Origin of the sequence: Tropicimonas aquimaris (assembly GCF_042676185.1) — a bacterium.
GTDB classification, from domain to species: Bacteria; Pseudomonadota; Alphaproteobacteria; order Rhodobacterales; family Rhodobacteraceae; genus Tropicimonas; species Tropicimonas aquimaris.
In genome coordinates, this window is record NZ_JBHTJT010000008.1 from 1 (window position 1) to 17,521 (window position 17,521).

Sequence of the window (17,521 nt, forward strand, 5' to 3'; positions counted from 1 at the left end):
CTCCTGTCGGAAATGTGCCCGAAAACTCGCATTCGGTTCGGATCAGCTTTGCGGGTCAGGACCCGAGGTCGCTCAACTTGCCGACGACGGCTTCACTTGGTCTGCGAAATCAGGGGCTCAGAAGTCCCCGCTACCGGAACAGCGCGGGTAGCCAGAGCGACAGCGCCGGGATGAACGTGACGAGCATCAGCGTGAAGACCGCCGCGATATAGAACGGCCCGATGGAGCGCATGACCTCCCAAATCGAGATCTTGCCCACGGCGCAGCCGACAAAGAGCACCGTTCCGACCGGAGGCGTGCAGAGGCCGATGCCGAGGTTCAGGATCAGGATGATGCCGAAATGGACCGGGTCGACCCCGAAGGCCATCGCCACGGGCAGGAAGATCGGCGTCGTGATGACGATCAGCGGCGACATGTCCATGAAGGTGCCCAGCATCAGCAGCGTGACGTTGATCAGCAGCAGCACGACGATCGGGTTGTCGGAGATGCTCTGCATGAACTCCACGAGTTCGGCGGGGATCTTCAGATAGGCTAGAAGCCAGCCGAAGCCGGCCGCGCAGCCGATCACCAGCAGCACCATCGCGGTCGTCCGGACCGCGCCGAGTGTCGCGCCGACAAAGGCCTCCCAACTCAGCGTGCGATAGGCGATGAAGGTCGCGAACAGCGCGTAGACGACGGCGATGCAGGAGGATTCCGACGCGGTGAAGATGCCGGAACGGACGCCGCCGAAGATGATGGCCACGAGGATCAGGCCGGGCAGGGCGTTGATGAAGAGCCGGCCCACCATGGCCCAGCCTTCGAAGGGCTCGGTCGGGTAGTCGCGGCGGCGCGCCATGATCCAGGCCGCGATCATCAGCGAACTGGCGAGGATGAACCCCGGAATGATGCCGGCGGTGAAGAGATCCGCGATGGAGAGTTTGCCGCCCGCGGCGATCGAATAGATGATCAGGTTGTGCGAGGGCGGCAGCATGAGCGCGATCATCGACGAGGTAACGGTGACAGCCACGGCATAATCGACGTCGTAGCCACGCTTCTCCATCTGGCCGATCATGATGCCGCCGATGGCCGAGGTGTCGGCCGCCGCGGAACCGGAAATCCCGCCGAACATGACGGAGGTCAGGATGTTCACCTGGCCGAGGCCACCCTTGAAGTGGCCCACCATCGCGCCCGCGAGCGCCACGAGCCTTCGGGCGATGTCGCCGCGAACCATGAGTTCGCCGGCATAGATGAAGAAGGGGATCGCCATCAGGGCAAAGACCGAGACGCCCGAGTTCAGCCGCTGGAAGATCACCACAGGGGGCAGGTCGAGATAGACCACGGTCGCGAAGGAGGCTACGCCAAGGCAGAATGCGATGGGCGTGCCGATGAACAGCAGGAAGACGAAGGTGCCGAAGAGGATCCAGTATTCCATCAGCCTTTTTCCTCAATTCGGTTGGCCGGTACGAGGCCGTTCAGTTCGTCTTCGTCGACCGTTTCGCCAAAGCGCGCGGTGGGCATTCCCGCGGCGCGGCGTGCAAGGCGCTCGAGCGAGAAAAGGATCAGAAGGACGCCGCCGCCGACCAGAGGCAGGAAGTCGAACGCGCCCGAGATGCCGAGCGAGGGAATGGTGTTCTTGTAGGTCTTTTCGATGAGCTGGCCGCCGTACCAGATCATGCCGAAGCCGAAGGCGACGACGACCATGTCGGAGATCGAATAGAGCCAGAGCTTCACCCGCATCGGCAGGACCATCAGCAGCACGTCGAAGGAGAGGTGGTAGCCTTCGCGCACGCCCACGGCGGCGCCGAGAAAGATGAACCATCCCATGACCATGACGGAGCCCGGCTCGGTCCAGACGATGCTGTCGTTGAGGACGTAGCGCCAGAAAACCTGGGCAGCGATCATCGCAGTCATGATGACCAGCCCGATTCCGGACAAGTAGAGCGCGATGCGACCGATGAGTCCCGTGACCCTGGCCACGGAGCGCATGAAATCCTGCATTCCAATCTCCCGCAGAAGCAGAGGTGGCGGTCACTGGGACCGCCACCTCGGATCTTGTGTCACTCGACCGCCTGGATGCGGGCAACGAGGTCCTTGAGCTTCTCGTCGGTCACGTATTTCTCGTAGACCGGCGCCATGGCCTCGATGAACGGCGTCTTGTCGATATCGGTGATGATCTCGTTCCCGGCGGCGCGGACCTTTTCCTCGGACTCCGCTTCGCGCTCGGCCCAGAGCTTGCGCTGAACGGCGGTGGATTCCTTGGCGGCTTCCATCACCAGTTTCTGGTCTTCCTCGGACAGCTTGTCCCAGGTCATCTTCGACATCACCAGGACTTCGGGCACCATCAGGTGCTGATCCAGAGTGTAGTAGCCGGCAACCTCGAAGTGGCCGGAGGACTCGTAGGACGGCCAGTTGTTCTCGGCGCCGTCGATAACGCCGGTCTGGATGCCGCTGTAGACCTCGCCATAGGGCATCGGCGTGGCGTTGGCGCCGAGCGCGCCGACCATGTCGACGAAAAGGTCGGACTGCATGACGCGGAACTTCATGCCAGCGAGGTCTTCCAGCGATGTGATCGGCTTCTGGCTGTTGTAGAAGCTGCGCGAGCCGGCGTCATAGGAGGTGAGCGCGATCAGGTCGTGATCCGAGAAGGCGCCGAGTATCTCCCCGCCGATCTCGCCGTCCATCACCTTGTGCATGTGGTCGACGGATCGGAAGATGTAAGGCAGCGAGGGAATCTGGGTCTCGGGGATGATGTTGTTGAACGGCCCGAAGGAGACGCGGTTGAGGTCGATGACGCCGAATTGGGTCTGCTCGATCGTGTCCTTTTCCTCGCCAAGCTGGGCAGAGTGGAACATCTCGATGCAGATGCGGCCGTCGGTCTTCTCCTCGAGCATCTTGCCCATGGCCTTGACGCCTTCGACGGTCGGATAGCCGTCAGGATGGGTGTCGGACGCCTTGAGCGTGATCTCGCACGCAAAGGTCGCCGTTGCCATGGCGGCAGTGGCCAGCAACGTGGCGGTTACGGTATTGAGCATGGTGTGGTTCCTCCCTTTGAAACCTGGTTTGCGCTCGAGGTGCCTCGAGACGCCCATGGACGCGGTCCACTGACCTCTCGAAGCGACCGGGTTTGTCGTTCTGCTCCTGGCTGCGTCGCAGATCAGATCCACCCGAAACTGATCCTCAGACTGTTCTGAGGCCTCGAGATTCCGGGGAACGCCCCCTCCTCAAGGGCTTGGTCGTCAAGATCGCCACTGCCAGAAACCCGAGTTCGGACACGATCCTTCGGCCTGACCGAGTGAACGAACGGATCGGTTTCTGAACGAGTCATCCATCGATCGCCTCCACCCGCCATCGGAGCCAATGGATCCGGTTGCTTGCTGGCATGTTAATATGCTAGTTTGAACACATAGTCAATCTGGCATGCTAGACGGTAGATATCTTGGCGGCGCGGCTGCAAGCCTTGGCGCAAGGAGGAGAAACACCAAACGAGGAACCTCCGCAGCCGCAGGAGTGGCCAGAATTCCTCGAATGGCTTGATGAGGCTTACCCTGACAAGGTCGTTCTCACCCCGGGAGCGCGCCGGATGGTACGCTCCCCCGAGTTCGAAGACGTTTCCCAAGTTGCACGGGCTGTAACTTGGCTGGCGACGGAGCACTTCGATGTCCGGGTAAACGGCGGGGTCTCTTTGCGTGATGCAGTCCTCGAAGAGGGCATTAGAAATGCGCCTTGCGGGGGAGATGCTTACGATACCTTCTGGAAGGGCCGTCGCTGGAATGTCGATTGGCATATCAAGACCGGAGGCAACACCCGCAATCCGAAGAAGTGCCTCCGGATCTACTACTTCTGGGAGGAAGAGACGCGGCAAACGGTGATTGACCACCTGCCATCACACCGGAGGACGAGCGCGTCGTGAAGAATGCAGCAACTATCGATAGGCGGACCGACGAAGCTAGCCGCGCCGCCCGTACCCTTGCCCAGCCCTTGTTCGATCCCTGGCGTGATGAAACCGGCCTCATGGGGCTCATTTTCTTGCATGCGTAGCGGTCCGGTGGATAGGGTCCCAGCGGGCGAGAGTTTGGGCTGAGAATGGCTCCTGGGGCTGTTTTTGAGCTTCACAGCTGGCCGACTGATATGGAACTATGCCGTTTCTGATGATCCCGTCTCAGGGATCTTTCCGAAATACGTGATGACCTTCAGTTGGTCTGAAGGATCAAGATAATCCGCCTAACTAGCTGAACTCCAGACAGGAGATAATCATGTTCCGCCGTACCCGCCAGCAGGCCGAGGACTATCTGAACGAGATGGGGCGCCGGTCAGATGCAAACTCTCTACCGCCGCAGCAGCAGCCGCTGGGAGTATCGTTCCGGCGCGAACGGCAGCCCGGAGACAGCGTATCCAACCCGGCCCTTCGGCAATTATCGCCAGAGCAGTGTCGACGTCTGGTCGAGTTGGCCCGTACCGGCCAGCTAGGTCCGCTGTATGCGCGAGACGGTTCGCTGCGGCCTGAGATACTGCAACGTCTGCGTCAAGAGACTGAGGAGTAGCTGGCGGGAAGGCATTGATCAGCCCCTCGAGGTTGTGTCGCTCCCGCCAGTAAGCTTCTTGATGCGCCGGTCGAGGCGCGCTTCGGTTGCGGCGAAGGTCTCGCCGTCCTCAGAATAGACGCCGTCCACCTGCTTACCGCCCATCGTGATTAAGGCCATGAAGTGGCCCTCGATCGATGAGCCGTCCCGCTGCTGAAAGTAGGTCGTGAAGATGATGACCTCCGGCTCCAGTCCAACCCCGGCCTCGCGCTCGGCCCGCTCCAGCCTCCTCTTGATGCTCATCGCCTGGCCTCAAGTTCTTGCATCCTAGCCTCCAGTTCGGTGGTCTCCAACGTCTTCCTGACGCCCTCCACGAGGGTCATCACCGCGGCGCCTTCGAGAGGGGTGAGTTCCCCCTCTGATACGGAGCGCACGACCGCACGGGCGGCCTCTGCGGCGTCCCTTGCGGACTTCATGGGCGGCAGGTCGAAGGAGACCGGGGCATCCTTCCTGGGGGGCGCAATGCGCTCCAGGCACAGCCTCAACGCCGCGGTGTCGCCGCCCAGGGCCAACTCGACCGCTTTTCGGGTTAGTGCCTCGCTCTCATCGTCCAGGAGCCCCTGCACAGCCTTCGTGGCTCGGTTCCGAGCGCCGCTCGGCTTGCCGGGGTTGCCGGGGGCGAAAGTGCCGTCGGGGTTCCGGCCACCCGTTTTAGCGGCTGCTTTTCGGGTCATTCCTTGTGTTCCCATCTTCGAGAGTTGCCGTTCCAGTGCCGCCCGTTCGGGCTGTTGCGGTCCTGCTCCGACGGTCGGCGGTAGGCGTCCAGCGAGACGACGCGGCCTGTGAGGTTCATCGGGCCGCCGGTGACGGGCGTTCCGTGTGGACGCGCTTCGGTCTGCTCTGAGGGAGTGGGAGCCTGCGTTGTCGGATCTGTCGTCCGGAATTCGGCTTCGTGAGCCATGCGACGTGCGACTTGTGCGACAACGGCGACACCAGACGGGGTGCCGGGGGGCGGTGTCGCACATGTCGCACGTGTCGCCCCCTTGCCACCTGCCGTTCGGAGTTCTGCCAGTATGGCGTAGGCATCAAACTTCATGGCCTGTCCTCACGATACGCCACGCCTCTTTCCGGGATGCTCCGCGGACTTCGGTTCCTTGAGGCAGCGGCACGAGCCAGCCATGCCGCTCGAGGATGTCGATGGACGAGCGGGCGGCCGGACTTTCCCGCAGCGCCCTGATGGGGGCCAGCCTGAGCACATCGCGGACCAATATATCGGGATGTGGCCAGCTCTCCAGGAGCCACTTGCGCAACGCCTCGGCCCTCTGGATTTCCGCCGAGACGGTTGCCGCGTTGGCTAGCCGGGAGGCTTCCGAAAGGTAGAACTTCGCCAGGGTTATCGCGTCCGCCATCGTCTCGGCCGTCACCTCTTTGGCATACAGATCATCCCAGGCTGTCAGCACGCCGGCGATACGGGCAGCCTGTTCGGCAGACTTGGACGCGTATCCTGTGACATGGGCAAACTCCCCGCCGGGCGCCTGCGCCGCCTCCACGTGATCGGCATAGCGTTCCAGCATCGCGCGTGCCTCTTCCGAGAGGGCGATGATGAGAGGCTCCAGTTCCCGCGTCTCCGGGTCCATCGGCAAGGGCGCATTGAGTATCTCGTTTAGTCTCGCCTCGAAGGACGACACGGCGACCGGGTCGTATTGCACGGCCGATTGCATGCGGGTACCGATCGTGCTGGGCGGCTCGCAGATCAGGAAGCGGGGCAGAAAGCCCGTGTCCTGCGCCATTGGGTCGGCCATGAAATCTCGAGCAACGCCCGGCTGTACCATCAGGTGGACGGACAGCCTCCTGCCGAACAAGGTATAGGAGCCGTCGCCCTGTCGGGTCCGTTGGATGGGATCGCCCTGCCAAAGCTTGTTGAGCGCCGCGAGCGTCTTCTGACGGTTGTCCCTGCCCATTGCGAAGCCCCCCAGGAATTGCCCGCCCTCATCCGAGAAGATCCCGAGTGTCGGCATTCCCTCCGCAAACTTGCGGGTCAAGCCCTCATAGGTCGGTTCCGTCACGGTGCGGTCGGTCGATGGCGGGGCCTCCGGTTCTTTGCCCAACGCTCGCAGGTCAGCTTCCGCCTCCGTGCGTTTCTCACCCTTGCCTTTCTTCGCTTCGATCAGGATCTGATCGTGCTCGCCCTTCCAGAGCGCATACTTGTTTTTCCAGGCCGCCATGTCATCGCACCGGGCCTTGGCCTGCTCGTTCTCGAACGCTCGCAGGCCCGCCATCAATGGCGCATCGCAGGAGGACTTCCGCTCTCCGGATTGCGCGATGGTGAGCGCGTAGAGCGACATCGGCCGAGGTCCGCCCAGTGTCTCCACGTCCGCAAACCCCTGCACGGCCAGGGCGGCAATGGAGAGGGCTGACGCGGCAGGAATGGCGACCGGGGCGAGGGTCATTCCCCGCACCGCCTGCACGGCCTCTCTGAGCGGGCCCAACGCCGTCACCGGGTAGGGCTCCCCCGGAGGGATTTCGCGCAGGAGGAGGTGTGGTCCCTCCGACTTGAACGGGATCGCCTGTGGACTGCTCATACAGAAACTTCCTTCGCGCGGATCACGTCGTTCCAGTCGCGGCCCTCCGGCGCCGGCAGGAGGCTTACTGACCAGCCCAGCGCGTGAGCTCTCGACGCCAGTTCCTGCCCAGCCGCTCGGCCGGCAGCATCGCCGTCGCTTGCGACGGTCAGCCGACCGGGGATTTCCGGCAGGTTCAGCGCCTTCATGCCACCGGCCGACAAGGCCGCCCAGATGGTGGCCGGGCCGCGGAGTGGGCCGCAAGCGAGGCTGAGCGCGGTCTCAATGCCCTCGGCCACTACCAGCGGACCATCGCCTTCAGTGAGCCGTACAGCACCGCCCTTGACGCTCCCGAGCATGGCCTTGTTAGGCGTAACGTCCGCCTTCCGGGGGCCCTCGAGATAGGTCCGGTGGATGGCGAACCGCTGCGAACCTTCGACCATCGCGACCATCGCCGAGAACCTCTTGCCGCCAGCGTGCCAGCAGTCAGGGTGAAATCGCAGGGTGTCCGGCAGTTCGAAGGTGATGCCGCGACTACGGAGATAAGCTTCGGCCGGTGTGCCGCTGATCGGCCCCGCCTCCTGCCAGCAGCGATAGGCCTGGTCTGCCCGTTTCACTGCTTCAGCCTCGACCTCAGCCCGATGTTGGCGGATGTCTTCCGGGCTGGGAGGCCGGAAGGCGCCGGTGCCGTCCACAAGACCCATGCCATTCAATGCGGCGAGGATCTCAGAGAACGAGCAGCCTTTGAAGCACCAGAGCAACAGCGAGCCGGTCACGCCGTTTCGAATAGAAAGGGCCGGGTTCTCGCTGTTGGTGTCGCCGCAGGCCGGGCAGCAGGCGCGGCCATAGCTACCGCGCCATCGGCCACCCAGCGTGCGGGCGATGGCAGGAGCGTCACTCATTTCGCCCTCTCCCCATCGATTTCAGCCCCACAGGCATCGTTTTCTTTAGTCCCCGTATCTCCCCCGGGAGCCATACTCGCGGCGTTGGGGGCGAAAACATCCGCCCCAGTGCGCGCCAAAGTGAAGCCCCGCGGTACGGCCCCCATGCGGAGCGGCCAGAGCGGGCAATCAGTTTGGACGCATTTTCGAACTTCGGAGTAATCGCCGCAGCAGCAATCGAGGCATTTGGCCCGGATTGCCTTCATCCCGACCAAAAGCGGGCGACCGGTCCATTCGTTAGGGCCGATCTCGCGTGGATCTCTGCCGATCATTTCGCCGTCGTCGCATGCGAACGGGGAAGCTTGCAGGAACGGGTTCATCTGCGTGCCTCCCTGATGCACCAGGCGACAAGTGCTTCGACTTGGTGATACGTTGGGCGAAGCCGGCAGGTCTGGAAGTCACACCGGGGCGGGACATGGACCGGGAGCGAGCTCATGCCTTGCCCTCCGCGCGCTGCTCGAGGGCGGCGTCGATATCGGCCTCTTTCCAGTAGAGTTTGCCACCGAGCTTGATCGGCCTCGGCAAGCGACCGGCCTCAAGATCCAAATAGATGGCGGAGCGAGAACGCCCGCCGAGTTTGGTACGAAGGTCTGCAAACGAAATGTACCGCATTATTTCCACCCTCAGTCTGCGGATGGCTTGGAGACCATCCAGTATCGCCTAAGATGGTTCCGAAGTATGCGGATACTCCTGTCCTTGTCGTTCAGGAAGAATTCAGAAGCAATTCTTCGCAAACTTTCGAGCGCCAGAACTGGTCCATCTCGAGGATGCTTTTGCCCCGGGAGACAGAGCTCTCCAGCGCTCTCTGCGAGGTGGTTTCAGGCCATTGTAGCGCTGTCTTCGCCAGTTCGATCAGCTGTCGGTTGGTTGCCCTAAGCCCGCGTCGGTTCGATGCCCTAAGGAGCTTGGTGATACGGTCTTGCTTGATGTCGTGGCCCAACTCCCCGGCCTCATAGGACGCCAAGATGTGTCCGTGATACCAACAGGCGAGCGCACGTTGGGCGTCCTTGCCTTCGAAGGGATGTTTTGGCGGCTGACCTGGGCCCCGTTTGAATTGGCGTTTGAACCAGCGGAGAGCCGGCCCCTCCACCTCGGGGTATTCACTTAGGTATCCACGAATGATCAGCCGTTCCATCACCGGGGTATTCCCAAGATCCAAGTCGTTTGGAAGTCCAAGACACTCTCTCAACATACGATGTCGGGTTTCTTTCTTGCTTGCGTAAACGAGGACCTCGGCCACTCGACGAATGCCGTCGTCGCTCATCCAGACACCATCTTAACGACCTGACCCGTTCCGCCTGTCACATGGGCGCCCCATCGCTCCATGAGGGCGCGGCGCTGCTCGAGCAGGTCGCTCCTTTGGTAGGACCGCTCGACCTTATTGCCCACGGTATGGCCTAACGCGGTCTCACAGACCTCGTAGGGGCCTGCCCGACTGTCCTCCGCCCATGTCCTAAAACTGCTGCGAAATCCGTGCGGCCGGAAATCCAGATCCCGATCCCGCATAAACTTCGACATCGTCATGTCGCTCATCGGCCCCTTGCGACCAGGGAACAACAGGCCGCCACGCGCGAACGGCGTCGCCAACTTCGCGACCCTGAACGCCTCGGCAGACAGCGGAACCCGGAAGACGTCGGTCTTCCCCTCGCGACCCTTCATGTGCTCCGCCGGAATAGTCCAGACGCGGGTCTCGAGGTCGAAGTCATCGAGAGCGGCCAAACGGACTGGGGTCGATCGGGCGGCCGTGAGGATCAGCAGGCGAAGGGCCAACTCCGTGATGCCGTCACCCAGGCTGGCATAGAAGTCAGGCACCTCCTGCCACGGCATCGCGGGGATGCTCGTCACCTTGTGGCGCTGGGCGCCGAGAAGGGCGCGGGCCTTGATGGTCGCTTGCAGGTCCACGTCGAGGCCTAGGGCCGCCGCGTGCCTGAGAACAATACCCAGCCGGTCCAACGCTTTCGCGGCCGTCGACGCCTTCTGGTGCCAGATGGGTGCCAGCGTGTCCCTGATATCCAGTTGGTCGAGCTGCGAGACCGGAACACCGCCGAGCTTCGGTAGCACATGAAGCTCGAGCGGCGAAAACCACCGCCCCGCGGTGCCGTCGCCTCTGAGCTCAGCCTTCCGGCTCTCAAAAGCGTCAGCCGCCACGTCACGTAGCAGATGCAGGTTGCGTTGAGCTTCGCGGGCGAGCCTCTGGCGCTCCTTGATAGGGTCAACGCCCCTGGCGGCGAGCGCGCGCCACTTGGCGGCTTCTTCCCTTGCCTGCTTTAGAGGCACGTTCTGGAGGCTTCCCAAGCCCATCTCGCGCCGCCGGCCGTGCACGGTGACCCGTAACACCCACTTTCCTCCGCCATCGTCCTGTTTGTAGAGCCAGAGCCCGCCCCCGTCACAGAATTTGCCCTTTCGGGCGTGTCTGACTTCCGAAGCCGATAATTTGTTGAGCGAGCGCATTCGGATCGGTCCCCCTAACGGTCCCCCTCAATATGCTGTATAGATTTGGACAGTTCAAGGCAGGGTGGAACATGATAAGCATAGAAAAATAGGTATATGACCACAGGTTTGGACAAGATTGGGCGACTATATATAGTAGTTATGTGCTTCTCGACCGCACCAGATCCCCCAGGGGCCGCCGTCCGGCGCCCCGGAATGGCACCCTTCCCAGTTCAAGATGTGCATGTGGAACGGCTGTCGTCCTGTCCGGTTCGGGTCGTTTGCCTCGCGCAGATCTCGCCCGTTCGCGATGCCATTCTGTGCCGATAATCAGGGGGATTGCAGGCGGGACGCGTGACGGTCAGGAGCCAACTGATACACCTCGCGCCCCGCTGCATCGCCGGTATAGCGCCAAATTCGTCACTGTTGCGTAAACGGGCGGACAGCGTTCGGTGGCGGCGGGCTGGATCGCAACGCCGGATGCTTGCGCCTTCGCCCGGTGCCTGCCACGCTCGCCGAATGAAGGAACCCGCGATCCGAAACCGCCTGATGGAACGACTGCAGAGCCTCGACGAGGAGGATGCCGCCTCGGCCGGGGCGCGTTCGGTCGTGGAACTCGACCAGGCCGCCACGGGCCGCCTGTCCCGGATGGACGCGCTGCAACACCAGGCGATGGCGCAGGCACAGGCCCGCCGGCGCGCGGCTGAGCGGGTACGGATCCGTGCGGCGCTCGCGCGCCTCGACGAAGGGGAATACGGCTATTGCACCGATTGCGGCGAGCTGATCCCGGCGGAGCGGCTGGAACTGGACCCGGCCCTTGCCCGGTGCGCGGAATGCACACGCGGCGCCTGACCCCTTGCCGGGCCATGCCCCGGCGCTACCTCCGCCCCAACCGGAGGTGACGATGCCCTTTCTCGTACTTTTGCTGACCACTGGACTGGTCTTTCTCGCGCTCGATGCGGTGATGCTGAGCACGGTGATGCGCCCGCTCTTCGAACGCCATCTGGGCGAGGGGCTGCTCGACGGGTTGCGGCTCGGGCCCGCGATCCTGTTCTACCTGCTCTACATGGGGGGCGTGATGTACTTTGTGTCGCTCCCTGCGTTGCGGGCGGATGCGCCTACCCAGGCGCTGATCAACGGCGCGATCCTCGGCCTCGTCGCCTATGGCACCTATGAGTTGACCAGCTATGCGGTGATGCGGGACTGGCATGTCTCCATGGCGGCGGTGGACATGTGCTGGGGCGCGGTGCTCACCGGGGTCTCGGCCTGGTGCGGGGTTATGGCGGCTCGCGCCATCGCCTGACGCTTGCCGTTCACGGGTCGCCATGCGAAGCGAGGGGGCGACTGGAGCGAACCCGGAGTAGAGCGATGATCCTTTTCGGCATTCCCACCTGCGACACCTGCCGCAAGGCGCGCAAGGCGCTCGAGGCGGCGGGCCATGCGGTGACCTTCCGCGATATCCGGCAGGAGCCGCTGACATCCGATGAGTGGGAGCCGCTCATCACGGCCTTCGGCGATGGCCTGATCAACCGGCGCTCGACCACCTGGCGGGTGCTTTCGGAGGCGGAAAGGGCACGCGGCATCTCCGATCTTCTGGCCGCCCATCCGACGCTGATGAAGCGCCCGGTGGTGCAGGAGGGGGACCGGCTGACGCTGGGTTGGCACGTGGCGGCGCGCGCGGAGTGGAACGTCTAGGGCGGCCGTTCAACAGCGTAGGCTAGGCCGGCGTTTCCAGAAGCTCATGGCGGGCGGCGCGCTGCATCTCGTCCACCAGGTCAGGGTTGTCGGCCTCCCACTGCTTGAAGGCGAGATAGGCGTCGACGTTCTGCCGCGTGCTGGACATCGGATCGCTGTTTCCTGCCTCGGGATCGTCCATGAACTGGGCCTTCACGACTTCGAACACCCCACTGCAGGCGACTGCCTCGTCCGAGGATAGGACCCGCACTTCGGCTGCTGCATTGCACGTGTAAAGAACTGCCAGGATCGCGAGAAATTCGGTCATGGTAACGCCTCCAAGAATGCATGGAGACAGTGGACGCAGAACCTTGTCAGTCGCGCACGGGGAAGCGGAGCGCCACTGCGTCACTGCCTCCCATCAAGATGCGTGCCCTCCGGCAACGCTTGAACAAGTATACCACGAATCGAGCGATCGTTCATCCCGATCCGGTGGCCGCCCGGCGCTTGTGCAGCGGGGCCGGGGATTTGAGCGACGCGAGATCGCGGTTGTCCGATAATCAGGCGTAGCTCGCCCGGTCGAATACCTGGCGTTCGGCTTTCCGGCGGAGCAGGGCGGCGATATCCGGGTTGGCGGCTTCCCAGGCCTGGAAGCGCAGCGCGCCCTTTCGAAGCCGGAGCTGGCGGTCGCACGCCGGCACCTTTGCCAGCGCATCCCGTTCGGCCGGGCTCAGGAATCGGCCCAGCACGATCTCTCGTTCGGGTTGAGCCATCATCGCCGCCTCGTCTGGAAGGGCGCCGCTGACGGCAAACCGGGCGAGGGCTCTGTAGAACGAGAGAATGGCGACGAGATCGGACATGATGCGTGCGTACCTGCAAGTTGTGCAAGGAGACGCGTCGTCATGGCAGGATGCAGCTGACGGTGCCGCGCCTCCCCCCAATTGGCGTTGTTCCGGAAATGATAGCACGGAGCAGCACAAGGGAAACCTTCGATGCTGCAATGCGGAAATGCGTGTGCCGCAAATGACAGCCACGCGACCATAGGTGCGTGGCTGTCGGAAAATGATAATTTTTACAATGCTTTGAGGTCTGTTGCTGAAGACCGCCCGTCACGACCTTCGCGCAGCTCGTATTCGATCTTCATGTTGTCGGCGAGGCCCGTCATTCCAGCGCGCTCAACCGCGCTGATGTGAACGAAAATGTCCTTTCCGCCGTCATCGGGGGCAATGAACCCGTAACCCTTGGTGGTGTTAAACCATTTCACGGTGCCGGTCGGCATATCCCGCGTCTCCTTCGTCTCAACTTGATCCGCCCGCGAGATTGCGGCGGCGTGGTCACGCAGCCGGACTTTCTCTTGGGGGCAGGGCCAGCGAGTCGTAGTGGCGTCGTCACGCCTAGAGGGTGCCTAACTTGTGAAATAAAACAACCCTCTTTGAAAGATCATTGTTTGTGGGGCTGTCCGATGCCGATCAAACGGTCAATCGACAGCGGACCTGCCCCGCGCAGCACCAGCGTGATCAGAAGCAGCATCCAGAATGCCCGCTGGTCCATGATCAGCGAATCCGAGGCGCGGTCGAACCAGGCGCCGATGGTTGTGGCGTCGGCGTGGTGTCCGTGAATGTCCGTCAGGCTCTGGACGATGACGAAACCGATCATGCCGAGCGCGGCGAGGCGGGTGAACAGCCCGATCACGATGAGCAGGGGCAGCAGGAACTCGGCCCAGGTGCCGGCGAGGATCACCAGTTTCTCGAAGATCGAGAACTGGCTCGGGTCGTAGAGAACGGCCTCGGCCTTTTGCGGGAAGATCTGGGCATAGGCGCCGGTGGAGGGCACGAAGATGCCCAAGATCCCATCGCCGAGCTTGGTCATCGCGGACGCCCAGAAATACATCAGTAGCACGGCGGCAAAGGCGAACCGCGCCAGGGTCGGGATGGCCCAGCCGGCGAGGGCGGATTCGGTGGCGGAGAACACCCGGTCGTGGATCGCGACGATACGGTTGAATACGGCGCGCTTCTGCGAGGTTGCGGTGTCTGTCGTGGTGGCGGTCATCGGGTCAGTCCTCCTCGATGGCGATAAGGGCGCCGCCCGAGATCAGGGCGCCAAGGGTCGGCGTCAGGTCGAAACCGGCGTCGATTTCGGACGCGCGAGACAGTGCCTCGCCCAGGCTGCCACCGGCGGCGATGGTGGAAACGAAGGTGCCTGCTGCGGGGGGCAGCGCGGCGATTTCGGGGTCGAACTGCGGCCGGGTGATCAGGGCCGTTTCCGGTACAGGGCGCGGCTTGGGGCCGTCTTCCATGTTGAAGCGCCAGATCGACACGATCGGCCAGTCGGACTCGACAAGCTGCAGCGCGGGCGAAAGGCGGAACCGGGCTTCCGCCAGCGCGTCGGGCGGCAGCGCCTGCAGTTCCGCGGGCGGCAGCGACAGAGTGTCGGCCGCATGATAGGCGCGGCGCAGCGCAAGTTCGAGCCTCGCCACGTCGGGCAGGTAGCCGAGTGAGCGCACCGGTTCGAACTGCTCGAGGAAGCCGGGCAGGGCCTCGCCGTAGAGCGCGATCAGCGGAGAGACGGGCGGATGCGCCCGGACGAAATGCCCGGCAAGGATGCGAAAGTTGTTCTCTCCCAGCAGCTTGCGGATCACCGGGAAGGCCTCGCCGAGGGCGTTCGACAGGCTGACGACCACGTTGTTGCGGTAAACGTCGAAGCGTTTGCCCGCCGCGCGGCCCTCCGGGTCGACCAGCCCCTCCGGGACTGGGCGGATCGGATCGAGGACCGCGGCGCGAAAATCTGTCTGGCTCACGGTCATGACAACAGCGCCTGCCGCGCCGGGGTGAGAATGGCGGCGGCGCGCTCGGCCTCGGCGGCCAGTACCGGCCACTCGGGCACGTCGGTGTCCCATTCGATCAGGCTCGGGCGCGGGCCCATGGCGGCGATGGTCTCGGCATAGAGGGTCCAGACGGGGTCCACGACCTCGGCGCCGTGGCTGTCGATCAGCAAGGGCGCGCCATGCTCGTCCTCCTGTTCGTCGTGTCCGCCCAGGTGCACCTCGCCCACGTGCTCCAGCGGGAACTCGGCGATATAGTCGCGCGGGTCGGTCTTCTGGTTGGTCGCGGAAACGAAGACGTTGTTGACGTCGAGCAACAGGCCGCAGCCGGTGCGGCGGGCAATCTCCCGCAGGAAATCGGTCTCCGACATCTCGCTCTCGACAAAAGCGAGATAGGTCGAGGGGTTCTCCAGCAGCATCCTCCGGCCGAGCGCCTCTTGCACCTGGTCGATATGGGAGGTGACGCGGTCCAGGGTGGTCTCGGTATATGGCAGGGGAAGCAGGTCGTTCAGGAAGGCCGTGTCGTGCGTCGACCAGGCCAGGTGTTCGGAAAAGCTCGCGGGGTTCAGCCAACCCACCAGGTGGGCAAGGCGGGTGAGGTGGTCCCTGTCGAGCGGCGCCTCCCCGCCGATCGAAAGCCCGACGCCGTGCACCGAGATCGGGAAGCGTTCGGCCAGGTGACGCAGCTGCGCCAGCGGGCGGCCACCGTCGCCCATGTAATTCTCGGCGTGGACCTCCAGCCAGCGGACCGGGCCCGGATCCGCCATGATCGCTGCGAAATGCTGCGGCTTGTAACCGACCCCGGGCGCAAGTGGCAGGGTCTCGTGGGCGGTGGTGTCGAGCATGTCAGGTCTCCGGAGCGGTCATGGGCAGGGGGCGTGCCCGGCGGTTCGCGCGCCGGGCACCTGGCAGGGCGGCTTACGCCGGCAGGTCGCGGTCGAGGGCTTCGAGCGAGCCCATACGGCCGTCAGGCAGTTCCATGCTCTCGCAGGTGCCGGCGTCGACGAGCGTCCAGGCGTTGCCCTGGTAATCGACCGTCGAGGTGCCGGCGCAGGTGGTGCCGGGGCCGGCCGCGCAGTCGTTCTGACCGGCGAGCGAAACGCCGAAGCACTTCTCCTTGCCGGCTTCCTGCGCGGTGGCGTGGCCGGCGCTGATGCTGACGAGCGCGGCGGTCATGGCAGAAACGAGAACGGTCTTGTTGGTCGATTTCATATGACTGTATCCTTCGGTTGATCGGCGCCGTCTTGGCGTCCGTGCATACCTGTTCGTCGCTCCGGGCATGGATGTTACGGACCTCACGAACAGGTTACTGAAATCGCCAAAATCGCCGCCCGGCTGTAACGTTTCGCCGTTTTGCGCGAATGGAGGATCAATGACGGATCGCAACGACCGGTGGGGAGATCTCCTTCGGAGGGCGAACAGGGGCGAGGCAAAGGCCTACGCGCAGTTCCTCACCGAAGTCACACCGGCGATACGAACGATCGTTCTCGGGCGTTCCGGAAGGGATGCGGGGAGCGAGGACATCGTGCAGGAGGTGCTGCTGGCGGTTCACGCCAAGCGGCATACTTGGCGAGAGACCGACCCGGTGGCGCCGTGGCTCTATGCCATTGCGCGATACAAGACCGCCGACGCATTCCGCCGCATGAAGCGCGGTGGAAACCAGGTCCCGATCGAGGATCTGGCCGAGCAGTTGCCGGACGATGCGCAGGTCGACCCGACCGCCGCGCGCGACCTTGGACGCCTGCTGGACGGAATAGATGATCGCTCCGCGCAGATCGTGCGCGCCGTCGGTCTGGAAGGACAAAGTGCCGGCGACGTCGCCGGTGGGCTCGGAATGAGCGAAGGGGCTGTGCGCGTTGCCTATCACCGCGCGCTGAACCGGCTACGCCGACTGGCCGCAGGAGACGAGAAAGAGGGCGAGACGAAGAAATGAAGACCGAAGACCTGATAGCCTCGCTGGCCGCGGAGCCTCTGCCGCCCGCCGGACCGTCGCTCGAACGGCGGGCCGCCGGTGGCCTGGCGGCGGGCGCGTTCGTGACGCTGGCGCTCTTTGCCGTCGTCCTGGGCCCTCGGGCCGGGCTGGGCGTTGCCCTGTCGGATCCGGTGACATTGGCCAAGACGGTGCTGCCGCTCCTTCTGGGTGTATTGAGCCTCGGACTGGTGCTGCGTGCGTCGCGCCCGGCCGCGCCGTCGGGGGCCGCTTCCAAGGTCATCTGGGCGGTGCCGGCGACCGTGGCGGCGCTCTTCGCCTGGTCGTTTGCCACGACTGCTGCGGGACAGCGGCTGGCCGACTTCGTCGGGCATTCGATCCATGTCTGCCTACCGTCGATCACGGTGCTGTCGCTCCCGATCCTCGCAGGGCTGCTGACGGGCCTGCGCAAGGGCGCGCCGGTGAACCCGGTTCGCTGCGGCGCCCTGGCGGGTCTGGCGTCGGCCGGCCTCGCAACGGCGATCTATTCGCTGTTCTGCACCGAGGACACGCCGCTCTTCTACGGTATCTGGTACAGTCTCGGCATCCTGATCGTCGCCGGGCTCGGCGCCATCCTCGGGAACCGGTTTCTGCGCTGGTGATCGGTCTCTTCCAAAAGCAAACGG

Annotated in this window: 24 protein-coding genes; 7 read left to right on the plus strand and 17 right to left on the minus strand. The window is 63.8% G+C overall.

The window, feature by feature from the left end; genetic code table 11:
* Positions 1–130: 130 nt before the first annotated feature.
* The 3 genes from ACFQ2S_RS06445 to ACFQ2S_RS06455 are packed head-to-tail and all read right to left on the minus strand — an operon-like array spanning position 131 to position 3,011.
* Positions 131–1,411, minus strand: coding sequence for a TRAP transporter large permease (locus ACFQ2S_RS06445; protein ID WP_386073641.1), 1,281 nt, complete (start codon positions 1,409–1,411; stop codon positions 131–133).
* Complete coding sequence (locus ACFQ2S_RS06450) at positions 1,411–1,977, minus strand: TRAP transporter small permease (RefSeq protein WP_089235547.1); 567 nt, start codon at positions 1,975–1,977, stop codon at positions 1,411–1,413. Before ACFQ2S_RS06450 ends, ACFQ2S_RS06445 begins: the two co-directional genes overlap by 1 nt.
* A 59-nt stretch (positions 1,978–2,036) precedes the next feature.
* Positions 2,037–3,011, minus strand: coding sequence for a TRAP transporter substrate-binding protein (locus ACFQ2S_RS06455; RefSeq protein ID WP_386073642.1), 975 nt, complete (start codon positions 3,009–3,011; stop codon positions 2,037–2,039).
* Between the two features lie 404 nt (positions 3,012–3,415).
* On the opposite strand from ACFQ2S_RS06455, the gene ACFQ2S_RS06460 reads away from it, so the two are divergent.
* Together ACFQ2S_RS06460 and ACFQ2S_RS06465 are read left to right on the plus strand one after the other, a co-directional pair.
* Complete coding sequence (locus ACFQ2S_RS06460; RefSeq protein WP_386073643.1) at positions 3,416–3,889, plus strand: hypothetical protein; 474 nt, start codon at positions 3,416–3,418, stop codon at positions 3,887–3,889.
* A gap of 343 nt (positions 3,890–4,232) precedes the next feature.
* A complete protein-coding gene (locus ACFQ2S_RS06465) occupies positions 4,233–4,520 on the plus strand; it encodes a hypothetical protein (protein ID WP_386073644.1) in 288 nt (95 codons plus the stop codon).
* A gap of 18 nt (positions 4,521–4,538) precedes the next feature.
* Here ACFQ2S_RS06465 and ACFQ2S_RS06470 read toward each other — a convergent pair whose 3' ends face one another.
* The 7 genes from ACFQ2S_RS06470 to ACFQ2S_RS06500 all read right to left on the minus strand — a co-directional run bounded on the left by ACFQ2S_RS06470 (position 4,539) and on the right by ACFQ2S_RS06500 (position 10,452).
* Positions 4,539–4,802: a hypothetical protein gene (locus tag ACFQ2S_RS06470; RefSeq protein ID WP_386073645.1), complete on the minus strand. Its 264-nt coding sequence runs from the start codon at positions 4,800–4,802 to the stop codon at positions 4,539–4,541.
* A complete protein-coding gene (locus ACFQ2S_RS06475) occupies positions 4,799–5,233 on the minus strand; it encodes a hypothetical protein (RefSeq protein ID WP_386073646.1) in 435 nt (144 codons plus the stop codon). The genes ACFQ2S_RS06470 and ACFQ2S_RS06475 overlap by 4 nt, the downstream gene beginning before the upstream one ends.
* A gap of 351 nt (positions 5,234–5,584) precedes the next feature.
* Positions 5,585–7,081 carry a YfjI family protein gene (locus ACFQ2S_RS06480; protein WP_386073647.1) on the minus strand — a complete coding sequence of 499 codons (1,497 nt, stop codon included), beginning with the start codon at positions 7,079–7,081 and terminating at the stop codon, positions 5,585–5,587.
* Positions 7,078–7,962: a DUF7146 domain-containing protein gene (locus tag ACFQ2S_RS06485; protein ID WP_386073648.1), complete on the minus strand. Its 885-nt coding sequence runs from the start codon at positions 7,960–7,962 to the stop codon at positions 7,078–7,080. The genes ACFQ2S_RS06480 and ACFQ2S_RS06485 overlap by 4 nt, the downstream gene beginning before the upstream one ends.
* Positions 7,963–8,433: 471 nt before the next feature.
* Positions 8,434–8,613, minus strand: a complete 180-nt coding sequence (locus tag ACFQ2S_RS06490; RefSeq protein WP_386073649.1) for a helix-turn-helix transcriptional regulator — start codon at positions 8,611–8,613, stop codon at positions 8,434–8,436.
* Between the two features lie 91 nt (positions 8,614–8,704).
* Positions 8,705–9,265 carry a hypothetical protein gene (locus tag ACFQ2S_RS06495; RefSeq protein WP_386073650.1) on the minus strand — a complete coding sequence of 187 codons (561 nt, stop codon included), beginning with the start codon at positions 9,263–9,265 and terminating at the stop codon, positions 8,705–8,707.
* Positions 9,262–10,452 (minus strand): tyrosine-type recombinase/integrase, encoded by a 1,191-nt coding sequence (locus ACFQ2S_RS06500; RefSeq protein ID WP_386073651.1) that lies wholly within the window; start codon positions 10,450–10,452, stop codon positions 9,262–9,264. Before ACFQ2S_RS06500 ends, ACFQ2S_RS06495 begins: the two co-directional genes overlap by 4 nt.
* Positions 10,453–10,980: 528 nt before the next feature.
* Here ACFQ2S_RS06500 and ACFQ2S_RS06505 point away from each other — a divergent pair.
* The 3 genes from ACFQ2S_RS06505 to ACFQ2S_RS06515 all read left to right on the plus strand — a co-directional run bounded on the left by ACFQ2S_RS06505 (position 10,981) and on the right by ACFQ2S_RS06515 (position 12,126).
* A complete protein-coding gene (locus tag ACFQ2S_RS06505) occupies positions 10,981–11,283 on the plus strand; it encodes a TraR/DksA family transcriptional regulator (RefSeq protein ID WP_386073652.1) in 303 nt (100 codons plus the stop codon).
* A gap of 52 nt (positions 11,284–11,335) precedes the next feature.
* Positions 11,336–11,734: a DUF2177 family protein gene (locus tag ACFQ2S_RS06510; protein WP_386073653.1), complete on the plus strand. Its 399-nt coding sequence runs from the start codon at positions 11,336–11,338 to the stop codon at positions 11,732–11,734.
* 65 nt (positions 11,735–11,799) lie between these two features.
* Entirely contained in the window at positions 11,800–12,126 is a 327-nt protein-coding gene (locus ACFQ2S_RS06515) for an arsenate reductase family protein (RefSeq protein WP_386073654.1), read from the plus strand.
* A 22-nt stretch (positions 12,127–12,148) separates the two neighbouring features.
* Here the strand turns inward: ACFQ2S_RS06515 and ACFQ2S_RS06520 are convergent, their stop codons facing one another.
* The 7 genes from ACFQ2S_RS06520 to ACFQ2S_RS06550 form a co-directional block, all read right to left on the minus strand.
* Complete coding sequence (locus tag ACFQ2S_RS06520; RefSeq protein ID WP_386073655.1) at positions 12,149–12,433, minus strand: hypothetical protein; 285 nt, start codon at positions 12,431–12,433, stop codon at positions 12,149–12,151.
* 232 nt (positions 12,434–12,665) lie between these two features.
* A complete protein-coding gene (locus ACFQ2S_RS06525; RefSeq protein ID WP_386073656.1) occupies positions 12,666–12,965 on the minus strand; it encodes a hypothetical protein in 300 nt (99 codons plus the stop codon).
* 212 nt (positions 12,966–13,177) lie between these two features.
* Complete coding sequence (locus ACFQ2S_RS06530; RefSeq protein ID WP_089232610.1) at positions 13,178–13,384, minus strand: cold-shock protein; 207 nt, start codon at positions 13,382–13,384, stop codon at positions 13,178–13,180.
* A 161-nt stretch (positions 13,385–13,545) separates the two neighbouring features.
* Positions 13,546–14,154 carry a DoxX family protein gene (locus ACFQ2S_RS06535; RefSeq protein WP_386073657.1) on the minus strand — a complete coding sequence of 203 codons (609 nt, stop codon included), beginning with the start codon at positions 14,152–14,154 and terminating at the stop codon, positions 13,546–13,548.
* A gap of 4 nt (positions 14,155–14,158) precedes the next feature.
* Positions 14,159–14,908, minus strand: a complete 750-nt coding sequence (locus ACFQ2S_RS06540) for an HvfC/BufC N-terminal domain-containing protein (RefSeq protein ID WP_386073658.1) — start codon at positions 14,906–14,908, stop codon at positions 14,159–14,161.
* Complete coding sequence (gene bufB, locus ACFQ2S_RS06545) at positions 14,905–15,771, minus strand: MNIO family bufferin maturase (protein WP_386073659.1); 867 nt, start codon at positions 15,769–15,771, stop codon at positions 14,905–14,907. Before bufB ends, ACFQ2S_RS06540 begins: the two co-directional genes overlap by 4 nt.
* A 73-nt stretch (positions 15,772–15,844) precedes the next feature.
* Positions 15,845–16,138, minus strand: a complete 294-nt coding sequence (locus ACFQ2S_RS06550; RefSeq protein ID WP_089232415.1) for a BufA1 family periplasmic bufferin-type metallophore — start codon at positions 16,136–16,138, stop codon at positions 15,845–15,847.
* A gap of 160 nt (positions 16,139–16,298) precedes the next feature.
* Between ACFQ2S_RS06550 and ACFQ2S_RS06555 the strand changes: the two genes are divergently transcribed.
* Both ACFQ2S_RS06555 and ACFQ2S_RS06560 read left to right on the plus strand, forming a co-directional pair.
* Positions 16,299–16,859: a sigma-70 family RNA polymerase sigma factor gene (locus ACFQ2S_RS06555; protein ID WP_386073660.1), complete on the plus strand. Its 561-nt coding sequence runs from the start codon at positions 16,299–16,301 to the stop codon at positions 16,857–16,859.
* The gene (locus ACFQ2S_RS06560; protein ID WP_386073661.1) at positions 16,856–17,497 is read left to right on the plus strand and encodes an NrsF family protein; all 642 of its coding nucleotides are present in this window, start codon (positions 16,856–16,858) and stop codon (positions 17,495–17,497) included. The genes ACFQ2S_RS06555 and ACFQ2S_RS06560 overlap by 4 nt, the downstream gene beginning before the upstream one ends.
* The last annotated feature ends 24 nt before the right edge of the window (positions 17,498–17,521 follow it).